The following is a 23,792-nucleotide window of genomic DNA, read 5'->3' on the forward strand; positions in this document are numbered from 1 at the left end:
CATCCTCTCTATTAACCGAATACGCGATAATATAGTTGTTTCGCTTTCGAAATATCATTTGTACCATGAATAAAAACACGACCATCCCGAAAAAAAACGATGCGGTAATCATCGAATTGGCAAGATAGTAAATACGGATTCCGATCTACTTTTCCCAGTTTTTTTAATACTTTTTCTATATCATCAAAATTGTATTTCCTATTGTCTACTGTTCTAATTTGAACTGTATTTCTTCCGCATAAAACAGCTGCTTTCGTTTGATTTTCGTATGATAAATAAGGATAAGTTCGATTCAAACCGCATGAGAGACAAGCGTCTGTTTTTATTTTCCCTAATTTTATAAAATGATTTTGATTACTCCATATATCAAACATGAAAAATGTTTTTCTAATTGCTGAGAAATCTTCCACTAAAATTTTGAGCGCTTCTGCCACTTGATATGCTGCGACGATTTGAACAGTCGGGCTAATAATCCCAGCAGTATCACACGTCACACCTGTAACAGGGATATTTTTCAGCATACAATGTAAACACGGTGTCTCTTGCGGAATAATTATATAACTCATACCATATGATCCAACGCAAGAACCATATACCCACGGAATATTATGTTTTTGTGATAAATCATTTATTACAAATCGAATATCAAAATTATCTGTTGCATCAATGATTACATCTACATTTTTTAATAGACCTTCCATATTTTCTGAAGTTGCATCCATTACGAAAGCATGTATTTGTACTTCCGAATTAATTTGTTCTAGCCGATTTTTTGCAGCAATTGCTTTCGGCATTTTCTCTCTCGCATCTTGTTCAGAGTACAATTGTTGCCTTTGTAAATTACCCCATTCAACGTAGTCACGATCGATAATCGTCAACTTACCAACACCTGCACGTACGAAACTTTCGGCACTTGCACTTCCTAATGCGCCTGCCCCTACAATTAACACATGTTTATTTCGAATTTTTTCTTGTCCTTTACTCCCAATTGGTTTGAACAACTGTTGTCGTGAATACCGATCAGCCATTACATACCCTTCCTCTCAAGAACTCTATTTCATATTAGAATGTTGTTTCTGATAACAAGCAAAGTAAGCAAAACCAACAAACCCAGCTCCTCCAATTACATTTCCGATAAAAACAGGAACAAAATTTTTAGCCAGATCCATCCACGTTAGATGACCAGCAAAAATAACAGCGGAAATGACAAACATATTTGCTACTACTTGCTGAAATCCAATCACTACAAATGCCATAATTGGAATCCAAATTCCGATGATTTTCCCGACAAAATCACTCGTCCCGTAAGCGAGCCAAAGAGCAAGACAAACGAGCCAATTACAACCAATTGCTAAAATCAAAGTTCTCCCAAATGATTCATGTAACTTCCCTTCCGCTATCGCTACCGTTTTATTTAAATACTCTCCCTCTGTTAATCCGCCAAGATGTCCAAAGCAATACGCAACGAAAATTGCCCCAATAAAGTTCATGAGAGTAATCCAAACCCAGTTATTCAGTACACTTATCAATGTAATTTTCTTTGCATAAAGCGCCATAGACAGTGACATCATATTTCCCGTAATTAATTCTCCTCCTGCTAATACTACGAGCATGAGTCCAACAGGAAATACTGCTCCTCCTAAAACATTCACTAGACTTCCCCAGCGCTCAGGTAAATTCCCTAAAACTCGAATGTTAAGTAAAAAACCTATCGCAATAAACGCTCCTCCTAAAAAACCGAGAATAAGCATCGCTGGCAATGTCTGTCTTACTTTTTGAACACCGGCCTCAATGACAAGCTCAGCAATTTGTTCCGGCTTATGAAATGCCATTACCCATTCCTCCATTTTCTCCAAATAAAAAAGCAGCTTCAAAAAACCTCCTCAAAATAAAGGTTTTTGAATGCTGCTTAATTTCTCTGCACATCTTTTACAGAGATATCAATCATCACTTTTACTATAAAATAGAAAATCCACAACTCTTGTAAATTTTCCATTTTTCACTATGACGCTAGCTATATATATTAACCACCGATATGTGACATTTCAATTTTAGGTATTGTTTTCTTATTTGTATGATTTAAGCGTTCATCTGAATAACGATCTTCCCTATTATTCCATATATCGCGTACTACATCTGTAATGTCCTCATCTGTATGTTCAGAACGAAGCAATTCTCTTAAATCATTTCCTTTAGAAGCAAATAAGCAAGTATATAATTTTCCTTCTGCAGAAATACGAGCTCTCGTACATGATGAGCAAAAAGAATCTGTTACTGATGAAATAATACCTATTTCCTCATCGCTTCCTATATAACGATACCTAGTAGCCACTTCACCAGAATAATTTGCTTCTATCCGTTCTAACGGCATAACTTGATGAATCGTATCTACTATTTCTTGTTTAGAGACGACCTCTTTTAAATCCCAACCATTATAATTTCCAACATCCATATACTCAATAAAACGAAGAATATGCTTATTTTCCTTAAAATATTGCGCCATCTGCAAAATGTCCTGTTCGTTTTTTCCCTTTTGAACGACCATGTTTATTTTAATTTTCATTCCAACTTCAGCTGCAGCCTGTATTCCTTCCAGAACCCTTTGCACTTTGCTCCTATTACCATTTAAATAGAAAAACCGCTCTTCTTCTAAGGAATCTAAGCTAACTGTTACACGTGATAGTCCCGCCTTATATAAATCAGGAGCAAACTTTTTAAGTAACGATCCATTGGTTGTTAAACCGATATCTTCTACACCATCAATTTTATTAAGGCGCTCAATAAGCTTTGGAAGCCCTCTTCGAAGTAACGGTTCTCCGCCTGTAATCCGTAATTTTCTCACACCTAAAGAAACGAAAATACGTGTTATCCTTTCAATTTCATCAAAAGATAAAATTTTATCATTAGACAAAAACGAGTAATCAGGACCAAATATTTCTTCTGGCATACAATATCGGCAGCGAAAATTACAGCGATCAGTAACTGAAATACGTAAATCCTTTAACGGACGTTGCAACTTGTCTAATGTAACTGATTTCATCTTCATTGCCTCACTTTTATTTTATATTTAAAACACGTTCTGGATGGGTATATACATTTAAGGAGTGATTACGAATAAATCCTATTGTCGTAATACCTAAATCTTCCGCTAGTTGCAAAGCTAACTCAGTTGGAGCTGATTTTGATAGTATAATTTCACAACCGATTTTTGCAACTTTCAATAATATTTCCGAAGAAATACGACCACTAAAAACAATGATTTTATCTTTTATAGAAATATCGTTTCTTAAACAATAACCGTAAATTTTGTCTAGTGCATTATGCCTACCAATATCCATTCGGCTTAAAATAATACCATTAACATCACATAAAGCTGCATTATGAACCCCACCAGTACGATGAAACGTATCCGCAGATTGCTGCATTTCTTTCATTAACCGAAAACAATCATCGGCAGCAACCTGTACATGGACACCCTTCATTTTTTTTGCACTTAGTGCATCATTTGCAAAAACAAACCCTTGCCTACTCATACCACAACAAGACGTAATATAGCGTTTATTTTGCATTTGTTCATAATACGGATTTACTTTTGTCGTTGTTATATGCACAAATCCTTCTTTCTCCTGCACCCATACACTATCAATGTCTTCATACTTCCGAATGATTCCTTCAGACGCCAAGAAGCCTATTACCATATCTTCTATATATTCTGGAGTACTAACCATTGTAACAAACTCCTGTCCGTTCATTTTAATGGTGACAGGAAACTCTGTTACAATGCTGTCCTCTATATGTTTAAATGCTCCTTGTTCATAACGAAAGATTTCTCTTTCTACCTGTATCGGTTTCACGATCAGTATCCTTCTCTCACGTTATATTTTTATCAAAAACAAATACAGAAACTGCAATATCTTCTTCTACTTTCATATCTGAAAACAAATTCACTAATTTCGCTCCAACAAGTTCCTCCAAATGTTCACGGGAATTCGCAGCATACACTTCTTGAATCATTTTCGTTCTAGCCATATGAACCATTTCCGCACCGTCCATCGTACTTGAAATAAATTTTTCAGTAGGTGTTAAGTTTCCATAAAGAGTCGCTATAGCCATATTTTCCGCAAAAACAGTATGAATTCGTTCTGGTCCTTTTCCGAAAAGTTCCTTTCGAAGTTTTCGTATCATATCATTAAATTCATGTACTTTTTTTGACATACAATTATACCTCCCAAAAGCCTCATTTTACTCTATTATATATTTTACCAAAATGAGCCTTCCGCCCAAACTATTTCCTACAAATATTTGGGCGGAAAGGTTCACTTCATGAAGTTTATTCGTCTTTTAACCCTTTCCCCATACCTTTTAAGAAATGAAGCCCAAACCCGATAGCACGGTTAATATCTGGGTCTTTCAATACTTTCATAAGATCGAATACCCCTACTTTTTTATTACTTTCTAGATGTTCATTACCTTCTTCTAGCCCGACTAATAAACTACCTATAAGCTTTTTCGTAAGTTCTGGGTCAAGATCAGTTAACGCACCTGCAGCGCCCATCATATTATTAATTAAATTTGTAACAGGCTCACGAGTTACTTGACCTAGAACAATTTTCGCAATTGGTTCTTTCGCTTTTAGCATTGAATTTGCAGCTTCTAGCATTCCAATGTCATTTAATTCCCCTACTATATTAAACATCTGATTTAGAGCTTCTTCATTATTAGTTAGAAGCTCTTTTAAATCATCTAACTTTTGCTGTTTTATTTCTTCCTCAGTTAATTCTTGTTTTTGAATCATTTTTATAGGTGCAGCCATAGTTTTCTCCTCCTACTTATCCGTTAAATGCACATACCCTGGACGTGCCCACTTACGATGTACCTCAATTCCAGCTTGAGGGTGACGTTTTTTATTGCGTGGGTTCGCTTTTGGCATCGGATTTTCGCCATCAACTTCTAATACTTCCATACGTACTTTTGTTTGTTTATACGCAGGTGTATTCGTACGTACATCCACAGCAGGACCTGTTAAGAAATTAATTGCCGTTTCGTTATCTGTAGAGTTCATCGGTAAATATAACTCATTCGCTTTTACACGATCTGTAACGAGTGCACGTAATTTTAATGCTCCAAAAGGAGAGACAAGACGAACTAACGAACCTGTTTTTACGCCACGTTCTTTTGCAAGGTCTGGAGAGATTTCAACGAAAACACCAGGTACTTTCGTTTGAATACCTGTTGATTTATTTGTCATATTCCCTTCATGGAAATGCTCAAGCATACGACCGTTGTTAATGTGAAGGTCAAACTCAGCTGGAAATTCAGCTGGACGTACCCAGTCAGCAATCGCAAAACGAGCCTTTTTATCTGGGAAGTTAAATCCGTCTTGCAACAGAAGTGGTGTATTCGTTCCATCAAAACTTCCCCAATGGAAACTGTTCCATCCTTCAAGCACTTCATAGTTCGCTTGCGAGAACAATGGTGATAAACTTGCCATCTCAGCAAAGATTTCACTTGGGTGGCTATAATTCCAGTTTGCACCTAGTTTATTCGCAACTTCCTGGACGATCCACCAGTCTGGTTTCGCATCTCCTAGCGTAGGAAGAACTTGATATAATCTTTGGACACGGCGCTCTGTATTTGTGAAAGTACCTTCTTTCTCAAGAGATGGCGCTGCTGGTAATACAACATCTGCATATTGAGCAGTTTTAGAAAGGAAAACATCTTGCACAACGAAGAAATCAAGGCTCGATAACACTTCATGTACATGATTTGCATTAGAATCTACAAGAGCCATATCTTCTCCGACAAGATACATTGCTTTCATTTTTCCTTCGTCAATTGCGTGAAGCATTTCGATATTATTAAGACCTGGTTCACTATCAATTTTCACTCCGTAAGCAGTTTCAAATTTCGCACGTTCCATTTCGTTAGTAACGTGCTGATATCCTGGAAGCCATCCTGGTAAAGTACCCATATCACAAGCACCTTGTACGTTATTGTGGCCTCGAAGTGGGTATGCGCCTGCTCCTGGACGACGGTAGTTCCCTGTTGCAAGAAGTAAGTTTGAAATTGCAGCGGAAGTATCAGAACCACCTGTATTTTGCGTTACCCCCATACCCCAAAGGATACATGTACCATCTGCATCACGAATCATTTCAGCCATTTGAATAAGCGTTTCTTTTGAAATGCCTGTTACTTCTTCTGCATATTCAAGTGTATATTCCTCTAGGCTTTCTTTGAAATCTTCAAAGAAGTTTACATTCTCATTAATGAATTCCTGATCATGCCAACCTTGATCAATCATATATTTCGTAACAGCCATTAACCAAACTTGATCTGTTCCTTGTTTTGGACTAATAAAGACATCTGATCGCTCTGCCATTTCGGTTTTACGAAGATCAGCTACAATTAACTTTTGTCCGTGTAATTTATGTGCACGTTTAATACGTGTAGCTAGAACAGGATGACCTTCTGTCGGATTACATCCTACAATAATAACAAGACCAGATTGCGCAATATCTTTAATCGTTCCGGCATCACCGCCCATACCAATTGTACGGAACAAACCATCCGTTGCTGGTGATTGGCAATAACGTGAGCAGTTATCAATATTATTCGTTCCAAATACTTGTCGAGCTAATTTTTGAATTACATAATTGTCTTCATTTGTAATTTTAGAGGAAGAAATAAATCCGATAGAACCTTTACCGTACTCTTCTTTAATAGCGCCTAATTTATTTGCAACTACATTCAGTGCTTCTTCCCATGTAGATTCAACAAACGTTCCATTTTTACGAATTAAAGGTTTTGTTATTCGTTCTTTAGAATTTACGAAATCCCAACCAAATTTCCCTTTTACACAAGTGGAAATTGCGTTAACTGGTGCATCTGAAGATGGCTGTACTTTAAGAATTTTACGCCCCTTCGTCCACACTTCAAACGAACAACCTACACCACAAAATGTACATACTGTTTTCGTTTTCTTCGTACGAGTATCACGCATGGCCGCTTCCACTTCTGATACCGCAAAAATACCGCTATATCCAGGCTCAACTTCTTTAATTAAATCTACCATCGGTTCAAGAATATCTGGTTTTAATCCCGTCATAAATCCAGCTTCACCGAGCATCGTTTTCTCCATTAAAGCGTTACAAGGACAAATCGTTACACATTGACCACAGCTAACGCATGAAGAATCATTAATATTTACTCCTTCATCCCAAATAACTCGTGGGCGTTCCGCTTCCCAGTCTATCGATAACGTTTCATTTACTTGTAAGTTTTGACACACCTCAACGCATTGACCGCATGCAATACATTGATTAGGATCATAGCGATAAAACGGATGCGTCATATCAACTTCACTTACATCTACTTTCGGTTCATACGGATATTTTTGATGTTCAATTTCCATTAATTCTGCTGTATTATGCAGTTTACAGTTCCCATTGTTGTTGTCACATACTGTACAGTATAATAAATGATTTTCTAGTAACCGATCCATCGCCTCTGTTTGTGCTTCTTTTGCGCGAACAGAAGCACGTTCAATGTTCATACCTTCCGTTGCTATCGTCGAACAAGAACGCATTAACTTTCCGTCAACTTCTACAATACAAGTGTCACATGTTTGAATAGGATCTACTTCTGGCACGTAACAAATTTGCGGATGTTCAATCCCGTTCTCATTAATAACACCCAATATCGTTGAACCGGGCTCCGCTGTATACTTTTTTCCGTCAATTGTAATATGAACCATGTTGTTATTCATGGTCTTTCCCCCTTTTTGAGAATAAAAAAACTCCACCACGAAAATATACGCACCACATTTCGGCACGTTATTATCATGGTGGAGTAGTTTATTAGCACATCTTGCTAAAATACCAATCCATTTATTCATAAATAAAACGATAGAGTCATAACAGATCATATCACGATTCCATCTTTAACACTATAATTATAGCGTTAAAGTTAAAAATATACAATATAAAATTTAAACTACGCATATGTCAGCTTGTAACTATCCATAATAACCCATATAAAGTGAAACTTTAATCAGTGGGGGGTTTTCTTCATCCCCCACTGATTATCAGCCCTCACCAATCGGGATAAAACATAACAAGGAGTAAGCGAACAAATGGGGTCTTTTAATAAATGGATTCGTGGTGAAAAATCTCTTTCTACCCAAGAGCAAGCTGATTACGCATTAAATAAATCTATCTCTTCTTCCCTTTCCCTTAATTTAAAGCACTTGTCCAAACTGTTTAGCGGTATTCCAGAATTAATAACACGCACTTTTCCATTAAAAAACGGACAGGAAGCTGCACTCATATATATGGAAGGACTTGTAGACAAAACTGTTATTAACGTAAACATTCTTCGTCCTCTCTTATTTAAAGAGTGGAATGAAGACGATTTTTGGAAAGCCTCTGTTTCTATCGGAAATATTAAAAAAGTTCAACAGTGGACAGACATTGAACAATCTCTTTTACACGGCAAAAGTATTTTATTTATAAACGGACAACTATCCGCTTTAGAGCTCGATACACAAGCGGCACCAAAAAGGAGTATTGAAGAACCTACAACAGAGAGCTCCATAAAAAGCTCACACGAAGGATTTAATGAAGTAGCGAGCGACAGCCTTGCACTTATTCGTCGATATATTCCAAATCGCGAACTGAAAGTGAAGGAATTCACTGTTGGTGAACGAGCTACTTCAAAGGTTTTTTTGCTTTATCTAGCAGATGTTGCGAACGAAAATGTCGTAAAAGAAATGGCATCCCGTATCGAGTCAGTAAAAGTTGATGCGATTCTTACTACTGGTGAATTAGAGGGGTTTGTTGAAGATAATTCATTTACTCTCTTTCCGCAATTATCAATAACTGAACGCCCCGACACAACAGCACATCATATTCTTGATGGGCGAATTGCCGTTGTTGTAGATCGCTCACCAGGCGTATTAATAGGACCTATGACCTTTTCATCCTTTTTTCAGACGATAGATGATTACAGCTTCAGACCTATGATTCCATCTTTTATACGACTCCTTCGTTTCACTGGGCTATTTATTGCAATATTTGCTCCTGCTCTTTATATTGCTATGATTTCCTTCCATTATGAAGTGATTCCGCTCAAATTGTTGTTAACGATTGGAGAATCTCGAGCCAAAATTCCTTTTCCTCCCATATTAGAAGCTTTATTAATGGAATTAGTTCTCGAAATGCTCCGAGAAGCAGCGATTCGGCTTCCTGGACCTGTTGGGCAAACAATCGGCGTCGTAGGAGGAATTGTAATTGGACAAGCTGCCGTTCAAGCTGGGATTGTTAGTAACGTTATGGTTATCGTCGTATCAATTACTGCGGTTGCCTCCTTCATTATTCCTAACTTAGAAATGTCAGCAGGAATTCGGCTTCTTCGATTCCCAATGATGATAGCCGCCTCTTTATTTGGCGTCATTGGAATTATGGTTGGGATGGCGATCATTATTATTCATATACTTTCTATGGAATCTCTCGGTGTTCCTTATGGTAGTCCTTTTTCTCCGTTATTTGCTTCGGATTTAAAAGATACCCTTGTACGTTTCCCATGGAAAATTATGAAGAAACGGCCACTATCTCTACAATTAAAACAAGATAACCGGCAAAGAGATGTTGAGGAAAAGGAGGATAATAAGTGACAAAACGTGCAAAGAGGGAGATTAGTTTATTTCAATACATTTTAACGATTAGTGGTGTTCAAGTAGGATTCGGTGTCCTTACACTTCCGCGTGAAGTTGCACAAGGGGCAAATACAGATGGCTGGATGTCTATTATTATTGGATGTGCTCTCACTACTTTAGTCAGTTTATGTATTGTGAAAATTATGGAAAAGCATCCTGGATATACTTTACTCGATGTGCTAACTCGTTATCTTGGGAAGTGGCTAGGAAGAGTAGGAATGATTTTTTGGATTTTATATGCTGTCCTTGCAGCTATTTCCTTAATTTTTTCCCTCTTATACGTTATTCACATTTGGATTTTACCTAGAACTCCAATGTTTTTAATTATGATTTTACTATCTATTCCAATGTTAATGCTAGCATGTAAAGGCGTTCTTATTATAAGTCGCTATGCTGTTTTCACTGTATTTTTCACACTATGGATGCCTTTTCTATTGTTTATTCCGCTTAAAGATGGGCATTGGATTTATCTTCTTCCTCTTCTTAAAGAAGGCTGGATACCAGTTTTAAACACAGTAAAATCAACTATCATTGCGTTTCTCGGATTTGAGTTTGCATTTGTCCTTTATCCTTATCTCAGTAATAAATCATCTGCAAAAAAAGGAATTGTTCTTGCGAATTTGATTACGCTATTTATTTATCTTCAAGTCACCTTTGTCTCTTTTGTTTATTTTAGTCCAGATGGTATAACAAAGTTTTTATGGCCGACTCTTTCTCTTGTTACACCGTTTCACTTCTCATTTCTTGAGCGATTTGAAATTATCTTTTTGTCATTTTATCTCTTTATTATTTTTGATTCCTGTATTCCTTATATTTTCACTGCTTCAGATGGAATTAATCAATTTCTTAACAAAAAAGGCAGTTCATTACCTATTTATGTTTTATTATTTGGGTGTATTTTCATCTTATTCTTTTATATCCCTTCTTCTTATCAGATAAGTGCGTTGCGGGAATTTTGGGGAACTGCTAGTTATTTTATCGTTTTTCTATTCCCGGTCGTATTTCTCTTATACATGACACTTTATCAGCATTGGAAAAGGAGAAGAGTTTAAATGAGGCGCTTTATTCATTTCACTATACTTTACTTTCTCATAACCTTTTTAACAGGCTGTGGAGATCGACTCGACTTAGAAAAACAATCGATTTCATTAATTTACGGCTTTGACGCAAAAGCAAAAGGAAAATTAATTGTGTACCACGTGAATCCTATTTTTAATGAAGACGTAGAAAAAAAGTACGAAACACATGAAGCGAAAGTACGTACACCTCGAGAAGCAAAAGCAACGTTTAATAGCTCAAGTGGCGGTTTAGTATCTACAGAAAAGTTACAGCTCATTTTATTTAGCACAAATTTTTTAAAACAAGAAGGGGCTATGCCTTACCTTGATGTTTGGTATCGTGATCCTAAAAACACTGGAAACATGCGCATGGTTGCAGTAGACGGTCCAATTTCTTCAGTTATATATAATAACTTTAAAGATAAGCCTGCCCTTCCCGAGTATTTAACAGATTTAATTAATACGAACAAACTGTACAATCGGACCGTTTTTACGACATTCCATGAATTTCACAGGCAAACGTTTAATAAAGGTATAACACCTGCTATTTCAGAAATAAAAAAAGGTAAAAAGGATGTTATCGTTACTGGTTCCGCGCTATTAACTTCTCGCGGAATTTATAAAATGTCATTAAATCGTTATGAAAGCGCCCTTCTTCTTTTGTTACAAAAGAAAGCGAATACACCGGTTTCGCTTACATTGAAAATCCCTTCTACTTCAGTTGAAAGTAATAGTGATTTAAAAGATACCGATGGCGGCGATTTCGTAACAATAAATGTTCTTAGCATGAATCGTGATATCCATACAGATTATAGCGATAACCACTTCAAATTTCATGTTAAAATGGATTTAAAAATTGCTGTCTCTGAACTTACATTCAATATGGATATAGACAAAGATAGAAAGAAATTAACTTCTCTTATTACAAAACAACTAAACAAAGATTTGAACGATTTAATCCACAACATTCAAAAACAGCAACTTGATCCATTCGGATTTGGTGATTATGCGAGAGCGTTTCAATATAAAGAATGGAAACAAGTTGAAGATGATTGGCCGAGTGCCTTTTCAAAAGCTAATGTGAAAGTGGCACCAACTATTAAAATTTTAGAAAATGGGATTATTAAATAGAAAAAACACGCTACTTGTTCTTATATGAATAAGTAGCGTGTTTTCATTTCCATTACAAGTATTATTTCAATGGACTATACTTTATTTCTATTTCTAACATTACTATGTTTTTTAGCATATACAAAATATATGAAAACACCTACTATAATCCATGCAACAAAACTAATTAAAGTAAGCTTAGAAAGGTTCAAAGCTAAATATATACAACTTACTATCGAAACGATAGGTAAAAAAGGTACTAGAGGAGCACGGAATGGCCTCTTCATATTAGGATGTGTCTTTCTTAATACAATGACAGCTATAGATACAAACACAAACGCTGTTATCGTTCCCATATTCACTAAATTAGCTAATAAATTCAAATCCACTAATCCCGCTAATAAAGCTGCTAGTATACCTGTAACCCATGTATTAAAAAATGGAGTTTGTAAACGTTTATGAACACTTGAAAGTCTTTTTGGTAACAATCCATCTCGACTCATCGAGTAAGATACACGAACAAATGCAAACATAGCTACTAACAGAACTGTTGTTAGCCCTGCTATCGCTCCGACCGATAACAACCCAGCAATTCTATCTTCTCCTACAGTGCGCAACGCATATGCAACCGGATCAGCAACATTTAATTCCGTAAACGGAACCATTCCAGTTAACACGAATGAAACACCTACATATAGAACCGTACAAATGAACAAGGAAACAAGTAGCCCAATTGGCACGTTACGTTGTGGACGCTTCACTTCTTCTGCGGCTGTTGCAACTGCATCAAATCCTAAAAAAGCAAAAAATACAGTAGCAGCGCCTCCTACCACACCGTGAAAACCAAACGGTAGAAATGGTTGCCAATTCTCTGGTCTTACATATTGTGTCCCTACAACGATAAATCCTACAATAACAGCCAGTTTAATAATAACCATTATATTATTTATTCGTGCACTTTCTTTTGCACCACGGCTTAATAAAAATGTAACAACTAAAATAATAAGAACTGCTGGTAAATCAATGATTCCACCCTTCCCCATTCCTGGTGCCGAAGCAAAAATCGTAGGAATGTGAATATTAAAACCTAGTAGCAATGACTGAAAATATGCTGACCAGCCTGCTGCAACCGCAGAAGTCGCTAATAAATACTCCAGCATAACACACCAGCCAACTATAAATGCAAAAATCTCACCTAGTGTCATATATGTATATGAATATACACTTCCCGAAACTGGAACTGTAGATGCAAATTCAGCATAACAGAAAGCTACACATGCACATATAATTGCCGCTAATACAAAAGATAATACAATCGCTGGACCAGCATGTTTCGCTGCTACAATACCAGTTAATACGAAAATACCTGTACCAATAATTGCTCCAATTCCTAAAAGAGTTAGATCAATCGCTCCTAAAGTTTGATTCAATACTTTTTTCTTTTCTTCATCCATTGCTTTCTTTATGAAAAGACTCATTCTTTGAAACCTCTTTTTCAAGTTTATCTCTTACTTGTTACATTCTTTATTACTGTTCTATTTTAAAAATAAAAATATACATAGTTCACTTCCCCTATAGACTTAGTAACCCACCTAAAAAAAACAGAAAAATCAATCTCCTTATGACATATTGAATTTTCAAAATATTAATGGTACAAAAAAAAAAAACATTAAGAATGCTGATTGAATTTATCATACAATTAATTATATTGTCAATAATAAATCAATCAAAAATAATCGGTTGATTATGTATCAAATGTTATTTTTATACATAATTATTTTCTCAAAAACATTGTTGTTTTCCACCTTAATATTCATACACATTTTATTACATTGATTTTCATACAATTTTCATTGCATACAATGCAATGAAAATCATAATAACCTCAAATGAATTATTATTTAAAAATAATAATTCATTTGAGGTTATTTTACCATTTTAATACTAACAAAAAAGTGCAGATTTTCATCTGCACTTTTTTTATTCTTCCGCTTCAGCTTCTGCACTACTAGTTTCAAGATGCTCCTTCTGAGCTTCCTCTTGCAGCTCCGCTGAAATCATCCCATAATAAAGTTCCGGATATAACCCAAATATTTGATATACACTTCCTAAAAACGGCATCAGAATCCCTCTTTTCTAAAGTTGTCTTGCCACTTTTAAGGATTCCCTTTTCATTCATTATACATTCGTTTTTGACATTTCTTCTTCATCTTGAACACCTAATAAATTTTGCCATTTTTTATACGGAGCGCTATTTGGATCTACATATCCTTTTGCATGCGAGCGATCCCACAATTGTTTAATAAACATTTCTTTCTCTTTCTTTGCCACCATATCGGCACCTGTACCGTAATAGTTCTGGAAATACAACTCGATTTCATCAAGGAATAGTCTTAATAATTCATCTGATGTTTCTTCTAACGTCGGATCATACTTCGCTTCACGGTCATACATTAAAATCATATCTAAAAGATTGTGGACATGTTCTTTTCTAAGCCATCTTACATCTTGGGCTCCTAATACGAACGGATGTGTATATAAATGTCCACCTTGTATCATCGCCTTTTCTTGCTCTTCTTCAAATCGTGACAAGATGTTTTCATAAATAAACGGATTATGAAGCAACGCTCTGTGTAATTTATAACTTTCGCTTGAAATATTTTTCCCCATCGACTGAATTAAAAAGCTACGGCCTACACCGTTATATTGATACACAAACTGTCCATCAACAGCAACTAAACTAATCCAGCGATACATATATGCGTATAGTAATGCACGATTACATTTATCATAATCTAATTTTGTTTGAGTCGCGTTTAAATCTGGCATAAAGGCTGGTAAGTGCCAATACTTATCTAAATGCGGCGTTAAACTAGATTTTTTACTATTTAATTTGTTTACACGGCGATAATACGATTGGAAATAGTCACCTTTATCATTCATAAATCCATTTGAAATATGTCCTGATGATAATTTAGGAAAGTCTTGCAGCGATAAGCCGTAATGCGCTCGATAACAGATCACTTCAAATGGCGAAAAGGCTTCATGTACTGTATCTTTTTCTTTAAACATTTCTTGAATTAATTCCTCTTGCAACTCTTTCTTTAAAGAAGGATGTATACCCCAATATTGTAATTCCCTATGATGAGCAACTTTCGGAACGAATGGACTCGCTAAATGGAACAGGTCTTCAATTTTTTCACGAACGTATTCATCGCGATCACGTTTCTTATAATCTGCTTCTTTTCGCAACGCTTCAATAATATTCAGTTCTAATTTATCACGATAGCGTACTTGCAGTTCGTCATAACAATAGCTCAGTATATGTTCTCGGTAGAAATCCTCTACCTTTTTCGACTGAATCTCTTCTGTTTTCGCATCACGACAATATTCCCCGTACAAACTCATATAAATTTCCGCTGATATATCTTTCGGTAGTACACCTAAATTTAAATGTTGCTGCATATCTTGCCATATCTTTTCTTGCAGCTGTTCCTCAGCTAATACATATACATTCGTCGGGTTTGTTTTCCCTTCAAATTCCTTACTGCGCTTTTGGATTTCAAACAGTAAATTTTCACGTGTTTCATGTAAATTATCAAAAAATCTTTCCCAATATTGAATCATTTTATTAACTGCTTGATATAGCGATTGATATACAAGTTCTAATAGCATTTCTTTTCGATATTCATTTAATTTGTGTACATATTGCGTTACGATGTCTTCAAATTCTCTTTTGAATAAACGTTGCTGATTATTAATCATTTTTCCGAACCAGCCTTGTTGTTGAGCAATTTCTACTCGGCGTACAGCCGTTACCGTTCCATCAATATTACCCACATTAAATTTTTTATCGTAATTTTGAATTACATTACGCTTTTGTTCATTATTTTCATGTAGTCGATTCATTTTTTCTACTAACTGCTTTCGAATTTCATATAACATAAAACGTGCTGCTACTGGGTGAACGGGATCTGTTTTCTTTAAAAACCATGTATTTAATTGATAGGACTGCCCTTCAGAACCACTTGGTGAAAAGCGGTCTGATTCAATCATGTCATATAAAAGTGTCGTTACATGTTCATGTACCCGGCTCGGAATCGCATACGCATATAAACGAACCGCATGATCCACTCTTGCCACTTCACCCTTCATTTGTTCCATCATTTTCAGTTTCGTAGCTGAAATTTTACACTCATGTTGCAGACGATTTAATTCCTCATCTTTTTGCACCGTTCGTTGTACATAACTTTCTACAGCTTCTAAAAACAGTTTTGATTTCGCAACTCCGAGCTTACCACCCTCTGCTCCTTCACGTGTTTCATTGTACATTTGTCTATAGAAAATATGAGCTTGCTCTGGACGGGTAGCAAGATGCTCCAAGTCCTCTAAATAACTTTTACCTCTCTCCGGCTTTTCACGTTGCATCCCACGTTTTACATCTTGATCGTATCTTTGCTTCTTCTCTTGAAACAGTTGATCTAAATGAAGCCACGATTCATCTAAACCTTGCACAGCCCATTTTAAAGCACAATATTTTAACACATGTTCATATGGATAAATGAGTTTTGCTGTTCCTGCCCCGCAATATCGTCCTTTTCCGCTTGATTCTGCTAATTGCTGAATTTGATTGTCTTCCTGTGCAAAATGACTTGTGGACATCGGGCTAAATAACTGTAAATAAATTGTATTTGCCATCTGTTCCATATAGTCTGATAAATTGTGTAAATGGTGTCCATGTAGGTTTTCGTAATCGTATAAGAAACAATAATTGTACGGTAAATGATGTTGTTTAATTGTATGATTCGTTCTTCCGTCTTCATCTACTTGATCAGGGCGATACTCTAATTCAATTGTTACACCGCCGCGTTTTGATAATTCTCCAGTAGACCCGAGCGTAATAGCATGTAATTCTTTTAACGATGCATAGCCGTTTGCTTGCACCGTTTCAAATTCTTTCGCGCTAACCGTTCTCGTCTTTACTAAAACATCCGGCATTAAAAACGCACCGCGTATTAAAATGTTATGATGCTGTAATTTCTTCCGAAGCATTTCACGTAAATATAAAGCAATTTGCAGAAACATCCCTGAACCTGTTCCGCCTGCTAGTGATGTTACTATGATGACACGCACACCATATTCCGTTTGATCACTTGTAACCGGAAAAATTTTCTCGATTTCTTGCCAAAAAGACGTCAATTTATCTTCTTTCATCGCAGCACGTAACGCTAAACGTGAAATGACGCGTAACTGTCCTGCTCCTTCTGTTAATGGTTTATCAAGTATAGTCGGATCCATCGGAAACCACTCTGGGATCGTTGGATCTCCCGCAATATACTCCCTAGGCGTTTTACTAGAACTTGTTTGTGTCTTAAACTTTCGAATATGATCGAATTTACTTAATGTATTCACATCTGTATCAAATACGTGCATTGCTACCTTTTTCCGGCGCTCTTCAGGCAGTTTTTCATATATTTGATGCGTCACAGTACTACCGATTCCACCTAAACCAATTAATATTGTTGGAACTTGTAATGTCATGTGAACCACCTTCCTATTCTTGCTTGTTTGAAAAAAGGGAAAGAGGATCAATACTCCATCCCCTTCTTATCCCTACCTACTATTCACATTCGTACTTGTAAATCTCTTTACCATATCCCCTATCAATTAGTAAAAGTTCATTTGGATATAGTGTCTTATGTTCCATTCCTACTTCATCCTCTGCTATAAACATTCCATCAATAATCATTCCAACTACTTGTGATTCTTTCGCTACAAAGACAGATTTCGAACCTTTCTTCGCTATAAACGTAACGGATTGCACGGTTTTTCTTTCTGCTCTAAATGGGATACCAAAATAATGGTTCCACCATTTATTTCGAAGTAATTCTGGTTCAGATTGATATAGCCAATCTTTCGCTACCTCTTGATCCCATTCATAATACAGTAGTGCTTTCCGGTGAAATCTTGGCCGAACAATCCATCCTAAAACAATGATTCCTACTACTAGCAGTAATAAAGTGATAGGAATGACAAACTTAAAAATAAGCGCATATTTTTCATAAAACGGAGCATCTTGAATATGGAATGTTATGTTTTTCTTTACTTCTTGTAACTTTGAATCCTGCATTACGATGGTAGCTTCTACGGTGCCGGTATCTGTAAAATTAAATGTGTCGGAGTAATAGGGACGAGGATAAACATAGATTTGATTTCCATGTTGCTTTATTTCATAATTGATTGATTGTTTAGATGTGACACCAGTAGATTTTAATAGTTTTTTTACAGCTTCTTCTGTCATTAACTTACCATCTAACTGTGGTTGTAAAACAAATGGTTTACTATTCTCTAAATTTGTCACTTTTTCTTCATAATCTTTTGTAACAGTTTGAAGTGATAATTTCGGTTTCTCAGCTGTTTCAATTTTAAATTCTTTCGTCTGTCTATAAAACCCCTTTATATTCATATGAACTTTCCCGCGTACTAATCCTTTACCAAGCTTCGTTTCGTAATAAAACACATGCCTTTTATCGTTCCACTTCATTGCATATTGTTTTCCATCTATTTCTACTTCTGCCTGAAAGTAAGAAGACTGAACTGGCAACTCCGTAGGCTTTGCTTCAATAACAGCAGTAACACCTTCGTACATTTTCTCTACATTTTTTTGACTACTATCATCTTTGTCATAAGTAGAAACCGTATAATTAAGCGCTGGTTCAACTAATACTTGTAGTCCTTCTTTCTCAATGTCCTGGTCCACTTCTATCGTATAAGTTCCTGGTTTAATAACTTCCTCATTTTCCGTACTTATATGAACTATATTTCCGAACAATTTTGCTTCTCCTGGTGCATGTATGGAAAAAGAAGATTGTAATTGTAATGGTTTAGAAATTTGTGTGACTTGATAATCGGGCAGAGAAGGCGATTGTCGTACAAGCGTCATACGCTTTAACGGAAATGGTGTTGTAATCTCTACTCTTTTCCCCACTACTTTCGTTTTTACAATCGATTCAACAGAGGAGAATGGATCACGATTTGCAACTAATGCTGCCACTTGATTTACACTTTTTACAATGCCATCTTCTCCGCTTGACGGCATCGTAACGCCATTTATCTCTTTCTTCCATATTTCCTTGAACGTATTTAGTTGTTCTTTTTCTTGTTGTCCTAAATCTTCTTCCATCGTAATTAAGACTGGATGTAACGATATCTTTTTTGCATCCATTTCTTTCTTAAACTGGGCTAATTTCTGCAAAATTTGTTCTTTTCCGCCAACCTTATCTTTCTCTAAATCATTAAATGCCCCGTCAGTTAATACAATAAGCCAAAATTCACGTTTTCCATCTATATCTGCTTCCTTTTTTATAGATTGCATCGCCGTTTCTACCGCGCTAAATGGAGTATTTAAATACGTTTTCCACGCTCCAATTCCCTCAATTTCTGTTTGCCTTTTATCCTTCGTTAACGAAATGTTTAATGGATCATTCGGCTTACTCATTGGAACGTAAGAAAATTTATCTTTTTCATCCAATAGCGCAACTAAACTTTGCAAAGCATAATTGGCATATTTCCAGCGATCGTTATTTCTCATGCTGCCCGAATCGTCATATACAAGTGAAACGACCCTTTCCTTTGCCTCCTCTCCTTTTGCAAAAGCTGATAAAGGTAAACATATAAATAGAAACAACATGAACGTGGCACAAATTCGGATTTTCATGATGAGGCTTCGCCACCTTTGTAGACAAATTCCTATGTTTAAATTTATGAGAGGAAACAAGATATATGACTTGTATTTTAGGACAACTAACCCACCATAACTTTATTATGTAAACAGATCATACACTTGGTAATATTTCTTCTAGCATTCTCTATCCAATTATATAAGTAAAAAAGCCTGTTTAAGCTCCACGCTTAAAACAGACTTTTCCTACTTTTTATTTTAAAAACACATAACAAAAAGTTTGATTTTTAACTTAACACATCACTTCTATTGTAAATCCACCAGGTGCTTCAACGTAAAACGTATACGCATGGGCATGCTTAGGAGGCTCGACCAAAAATCCATCTTCCTTCAATCTTTGATTTATCTTATCTACTTGTTCTTCACTTTCTTGTGGAAATCCTACATGAAATGTTTTTGGATACTGAACTTCTTTCCCTTTCATTAACGTTAGTATAAATCCATCATTATCACGCATAACTGCAAAGGCATTCCCCCTTGTTCCACTACAAGTTAAGCCAAAATACTTTTCTAAAAACTCTCTTGCAGCTACTACATCTGCAACTGTTAAATTAAGATGTTTAATTCCCAACTCATCACCTTCTTTCTTAATTTTCTAACATTTTATCATACAATTAAAAAACACGCCTTTCACAGCGTGTTTCATTGCTTTACATACACTTCAACAATCGGATTCTCTTTATGATCCGCATGCAAGCGTATATTCTCTTCACCTGTATTATAAATACTAGCTAATAACATTATCGTTAACACATTAGGTGTCTTCGCATCACTTCCGTATTTTCTCTCAAGCGCTTCCTTATATTCAAAATCTAAATCCCCCTGCACATATGTATACACTTCAAAACCATCTTCTAAATTGCAAACTACTGTATCAATAATATCTGCCCCTACTTGCTTCTTCATTTCCTCTCGCAACGCTTCAATAAATTCTTCCCACGGTACTTCGTATGTCTGAAACTGATCTGTAGATTTCATGCCTTTTCCTCCTTATATATCCTCTTCTTATATTTCCCCTTTCCTATAACAATTATGATAGATAGGGCATTCGTACAAGCCGCACTTGTCCCCCTTACATATCGTATTACTGTAATGCGGAAGGAGGAAAGAACATGCATAGACAAAAATGTTATGATACATGCCGACGTTACTTCGGAAAAGTTGTTCGGATTGAAGACCGTGATGGCCGTATACATTTAGGAAAAATAATCGATGTGACACAAAGCTCTGTATGGATTGAACCGGTGCAACAGCGCTCATCTTTTGATTCAGGATTCGGCTACTATGACGCTTATGCAAACGGTGGTTGTGACCTTTGTGGAGGCCTTAGCAGGTGTGATAGTTGTGGATTCGGATGCGGTGGTGGATTCAGCAGCTGCGGATGTGGTGGTCGTGGTTGTAGTAGTTGTGGTTGCGGCGGCTGGGGAGGCGGCGGTTGTGGCTGGGGTGTTGAACTCGGATTTGGTTTCATCTTCGGAATTACATTAGCTGCATTATTTTTCATTTAACATAGTAAAGAGTTGGCTACCTTTAGCCAACTCTTTTTCTTTATTTTTCACATATAAAAATACGATGCCCTAAAATGTGTTGGTACATAAGCCGTACATTTTCATGCTGTACCCACGCCTCATATAACTCATTCGGAATATGTGAGGATACATTCCATTCTGGCTCTTCTACATAGCCAGAGATCGTTTCTGCAATCGTGCCACCGCCAGCAATTGTAATTCTTTTAAAATTTGCTTTCTGAAATAATTGTACCCACTCATTCTCAGTTAATAATTCTTTCATACCATATAATTGGGCGATTTTTTCTTCCTCACCCTTATCAATGTGCCTATCAATAATCATTTCAATGACAACAAGCTTACCGTCCTGCTGTAATACACGATAACACTCCGAGATAACCCTTTCTTTGTCTGTAAAAGCGATGATTGATTCTCCAAGTACGAACTCAAATGAGTTATTCAAACACGGTAATTGCTCTACATTTTCTTCAATTAATTGTATATCTAACCCTTCAAACAACCATCTATCTTTTGCCTTTTGAATCATAATTTCATTCTTTTCAACCGTTGTTACTTTATAACGAAATTCCCTTGTCATATATGCCGCTGTTTTCCCCGTACCGCAACCTATCTCAAGGACATTCGCTCCATATTTAAAAGGCAGTTGTGCTAACAATTGTTTTGTTAACGTAAAACCACCAGGATGAGCACTTCCTATTCCGTAATAAGCTAGGAAATCGATGTATGTGTTTCGTTTCATGGGATTCTCCCTTTTTTATTTTATATATTCGAGGACGGAAGAAAAGTGCATAGAAAAAGGGGCGTATTGTACGCCCCTCATCTTACTTATCCTCTGTAATATATGCCCATTTATAGCTGTAGTCTCCACCAACTGGATGGTGAACAATACCTTTTACTTTAGGTCTTTGAACGATAGCATCACCACGTTGATATAATGGTGCAATTGCTGCATCTTCCAATAACATTTTCTCCGCTTTCAGTAAGCTATCCCAACGCTCTTTCGTTTTCGTTAATAGCTCACCTTTACCTTTTTGTACAATTTCATCATATTTAGGATTTGAATATCCTGTTTGGTTATGAGGGCCATTTGTAACAAACATATCAATGAATGTCATTGGATCTAAGTAGTCAGGCCCCCAACCAGCGTAAGATAAATCATAATCTAGATCTGATTCTAATTTTAACTTTTGTTTAAATGGCTGGTTTTTCAAATTCACCGTTAAACCTGGTAAGTTTTTCTCAAGTTCTCCTTTTAAGAATTCTCCTACTTTTTTCGCACCATCACCATCATAGTTTAATAGTTCTACTGTAATTGCATCTTTTCCAAGCTCTTTTTTCGCTTTTTCCCAATGCTCTTTTGCTTTTTTCACATCTGTTTTTAAAATATCTCCATTTTCTTTACGGAAGTCTTTTCCATCTGGGCTCTTAGCAAATTCTTTTGGCACTAAATAATCTGCAGGTGTAGAACCATCATTTAAAATTACATTCGTTAAGCCTTTTTTATCGTACGCTTTTGCAATCGCTAAACGTAGATCTTTGCTCTTTAACACTGTATCTTGCCCACCACGTTTTTGGTTTAAGCGTAAGAAGTACGTTGACGGTGTTTTTTGTGTAAAGAAGTCGGGGCTTGATTTATATTTGTCAACAAATTCAGATGTAAGTCCTGAACGATCGATTTGTCCACTTTCATATAAGTTAACACGTGTACCGCTATCTTTTACTACGTTAAAGTTGATTTCATCTAACTTAACTGTTTTATTATCCCAATATTGTGCATTTTTCTTTAACTTCCAACCTTCTTCATGTTTCCAGTCTGTTAATGTAAACGGTCCGTTGTATAACGTCGTATCTGATTCTAAACCGTACTTTTCTCCTTTTTCTTTTACAAATTTCTCGTTTAATGGATAAAATGTTCCAAATGAAGTTAATTCTACAAAGTAAGGAACTGGATTTTCTAATTCTACTTCTAACGTATAGTCATCTACAGCTTTTACTCCTAACGTATCTAGTTCAGCTTTTCCTTCATTAATCGCTTGTGCATTTTTCAAATCAAACATAATGTATGCATATTCTGCTGCTGTATTTTTATCTACCGCACGTTTCCAAGCAAACACGAAATCCTTCGCTGTTACAGGCTCTCCATTTGACCATTTTGCATTTTTATTTAATGTAAATGTGTATTTTTTACCATCATCACTCTTTTTATATGATTCAGCAACTCCTGGTGTTGCTTTATTATCTTTATCAAGTCGATATAAACCTTCCATTACGTTGTTTAAAGCTAGAAACGATACTTGGTCTGTCGCTTTAGCAGAGTCCATAGATGGAATCTCTTGAGACTCTGTTAAATTAAGCACTTGCTTCGCCGCTAGCTTTCCGCCTTCTTTTTCACCACTTTTTGGTGTTGTGCTTGCCTTCTCTTTATCTCCTGATCCAGAGCAAGCTGTTAATGCCATACTCATTACTAAAACTGGTGCTACAACCGCTGTCAATTTTTTCATCTTTTTTCTCTTCATTTTTTTGTACCCTCCTCAATTATATGTACGATATTAACATTTAGAAATTCTCTACTAACTTTTGTTATCAGAAAATTCTTATTAATTAATATTCTACTGTTTTTTAAAATTTTGTAAAGTATTTTT

Annotated in this window: 19 protein-coding genes; 4 read left to right on the forward strand and 15 right to left on the reverse strand. The window is 36.1% G+C overall.

What is annotated here, in order from left to right; genetic code table 11:
* Positions 1 to 11: 11 nt before the first annotated feature.
* From GD442_RS16910 to fdhF, 7 genes are all read right to left on the reverse strand, one after another.
* Positions 12 to 1,028, reverse strand: coding sequence for a molybdopterin-synthase adenylyltransferase MoeB (locus tag GD442_RS16910; protein ID WP_000785255.1), 1,017 nt, complete (start codon positions 1,026 to 1,028; stop codon positions 12 to 14).
* Between the two features lie 24 nt (positions 1,029 to 1,052).
* Positions 1,053 to 1,832: a formate channel gene (locus GD442_RS16915; RefSeq protein WP_000863998.1), complete on the reverse strand. Its 780-nt coding sequence runs from the start codon at positions 1,830 to 1,832 to the stop codon at positions 1,053 to 1,055.
* 191 nt (positions 1,833 to 2,023) lie between these two features.
* On the reverse strand, positions 2,024 to 3,040 hold the full coding sequence (gene moaA / locus GD442_RS16920; RefSeq protein ID WP_000844124.1) for a GTP 3',8-cyclase MoaA: 1,017 nt from the start codon (positions 3,038 to 3,040) through the stop codon (positions 2,024 to 2,026).
* A 16-nt stretch (positions 3,041 to 3,056) separates the two neighbouring features.
* A complete protein-coding gene (fdhD, locus tag GD442_RS16925; protein ID WP_000802683.1) occupies positions 3,057 to 3,854 on the reverse strand; it encodes a formate dehydrogenase accessory sulfurtransferase FdhD in 798 nt (265 codons plus the stop codon).
* Positions 3,855 to 3,870: 16 nt separating this feature from the next.
* Entirely contained in the window at positions 3,871 to 4,215 is a 345-nt protein-coding gene (locus GD442_RS16930) for a Na-translocating system protein MpsC family protein (protein WP_000039582.1), read from the reverse strand.
* Between the two features lie 115 nt (positions 4,216 to 4,330).
* Complete coding sequence (locus GD442_RS16935) at positions 4,331 to 4,813, reverse strand: helical membrane plugin domain-containing protein (RefSeq protein WP_000729896.1); 483 nt, start codon at positions 4,811 to 4,813, stop codon at positions 4,331 to 4,333.
* Positions 4,814 to 4,825: 12 nt separating this feature from the next.
* On the reverse strand, positions 4,826 to 7,765 hold the full coding sequence (fdhF, locus tag GD442_RS16940; RefSeq protein WP_086407697.1) for a formate dehydrogenase subunit alpha: 2,940 nt from the start codon (positions 7,763 to 7,765) through the stop codon (positions 4,826 to 4,828).
* A 366-nt stretch (positions 7,766 to 8,131) separates the two neighbouring features.
* Here fdhF and GD442_RS16945 point away from each other — a divergent pair, with 366 nt between their 5' ends.
* From GD442_RS16945 to gerSC, 3 genes are read left to right on the forward strand one after another with little or no spacing between them, the layout of a single operon-like run.
* Positions 8,132 to 9,670 (forward strand): spore germination protein, encoded by a 1,539-nt coding sequence (locus GD442_RS16945; RefSeq protein WP_000534526.1) that lies wholly within the window; start codon positions 8,132 to 8,134, stop codon positions 9,668 to 9,670.
* The gene (locus GD442_RS16950; protein WP_000166517.1) at positions 9,667 to 10,764 is read left to right on the forward strand and encodes an endospore germination permease; all 1,098 of its coding nucleotides are present in this window, start codon (positions 9,667 to 9,669) and stop codon (positions 10,762 to 10,764) included. The genes GD442_RS16945 and GD442_RS16950 overlap by 4 nt, the downstream gene beginning before the upstream one ends.
* The gene (gerSC, locus tag GD442_RS16955; protein ID WP_001252213.1) at positions 10,765 to 11,901 is read left to right on the forward strand and encodes a spore germination protein GerSC; all 1,137 of its coding nucleotides are present in this window, start codon (positions 10,765 to 10,767) and stop codon (positions 11,899 to 11,901) included.
* Between the two features lie 74 nt (positions 11,902 to 11,975).
* On the opposite strand, the gene GD442_RS16960 is transcribed toward gerSC, so the two are convergent.
* From GD442_RS16960 to GD442_RS16985, 6 genes are all read right to left on the reverse strand, one after another.
* Positions 11,976 to 13,358 carry an APC family permease gene (locus GD442_RS16960; RefSeq protein ID WP_000051656.1) on the reverse strand — a complete coding sequence of 461 codons (1,383 nt, stop codon included), beginning with the start codon at positions 13,356 to 13,358 and terminating at the stop codon, positions 11,976 to 11,978.
* A gap of 502 nt (positions 13,359 to 13,860) precedes the next feature.
* On the reverse strand, positions 13,861 to 14,001 hold the full coding sequence (locus GD442_RS16965) for a hypothetical protein (protein ID WP_001116194.1): 141 nt from the start codon (positions 13,999 to 14,001) through the stop codon (positions 13,861 to 13,863).
* Positions 14,002 to 14,058: 57 nt separating this feature from the next.
* The gene (locus GD442_RS16970) at positions 14,059 to 17,421 is read right to left on the reverse strand and encodes a tubulin-like doman-containing protein (protein WP_000175123.1); all 3,363 of its coding nucleotides are present in this window, start codon (positions 17,419 to 17,421) and stop codon (positions 14,059 to 14,061) included.
* A 79-nt stretch (positions 17,422 to 17,500) separates the two neighbouring features.
* Positions 17,501 to 19,597: a vWA domain-containing protein gene (locus GD442_RS16975; protein WP_000702061.1), complete on the reverse strand. Its 2,097-nt coding sequence runs from the start codon at positions 19,595 to 19,597 to the stop codon at positions 17,501 to 17,503.
* Positions 19,598 to 19,853: 256 nt separating this feature from the next.
* A complete protein-coding gene (locus GD442_RS16980) occupies positions 19,854 to 20,192 on the reverse strand; it encodes a VOC family protein (protein WP_000511515.1) in 339 nt (112 codons plus the stop codon).
* A gap of 71 nt (positions 20,193 to 20,263) precedes the next feature.
* Positions 20,264 to 20,599, reverse strand: coding sequence for a hypothetical protein (locus GD442_RS16985; protein ID WP_000842900.1), 336 nt, complete (start codon positions 20,597 to 20,599; stop codon positions 20,264 to 20,266).
* 134 nt (positions 20,600 to 20,733) lie between these two features.
* Between GD442_RS16985 and GD442_RS16990 the strand changes: the two genes are divergently transcribed.
* Entirely contained in the window at positions 20,734 to 21,129 is a 396-nt protein-coding gene (locus tag GD442_RS16990) for a hypothetical protein (RefSeq protein WP_000555000.1), read from the forward strand.
* A gap of 40 nt (positions 21,130 to 21,169) precedes the next feature.
* Here the strand turns inward: GD442_RS16990 and GD442_RS16995 are convergent, their stop codons facing one another.
* Together GD442_RS16995 and GD442_RS17000 are read right to left on the reverse strand one after the other, a co-directional pair.
* The gene (locus GD442_RS16995) at positions 21,170 to 21,889 is read right to left on the reverse strand and encodes a class I SAM-dependent methyltransferase (RefSeq protein WP_159365133.1); all 720 of its coding nucleotides are present in this window, start codon (positions 21,887 to 21,889) and stop codon (positions 21,170 to 21,172) included.
* Between the two features lie 82 nt (positions 21,890 to 21,971).
* A complete protein-coding gene (locus tag GD442_RS17000) occupies positions 21,972 to 23,666 on the reverse strand; it encodes a peptide ABC transporter substrate-binding protein (RefSeq protein WP_000823448.1) in 1,695 nt (564 codons plus the stop codon).
* Positions 23,667 to 23,792: the final 126 nt, after the last annotated feature.

This window comes from Bacillus sp. A260 (assembly GCF_009861435.1).
GTDB classification, from domain to species: Bacteria; Bacillota; Bacilli; order Bacillales; family Bacillaceae_G; genus Bacillus_A; species Bacillus_A cereus.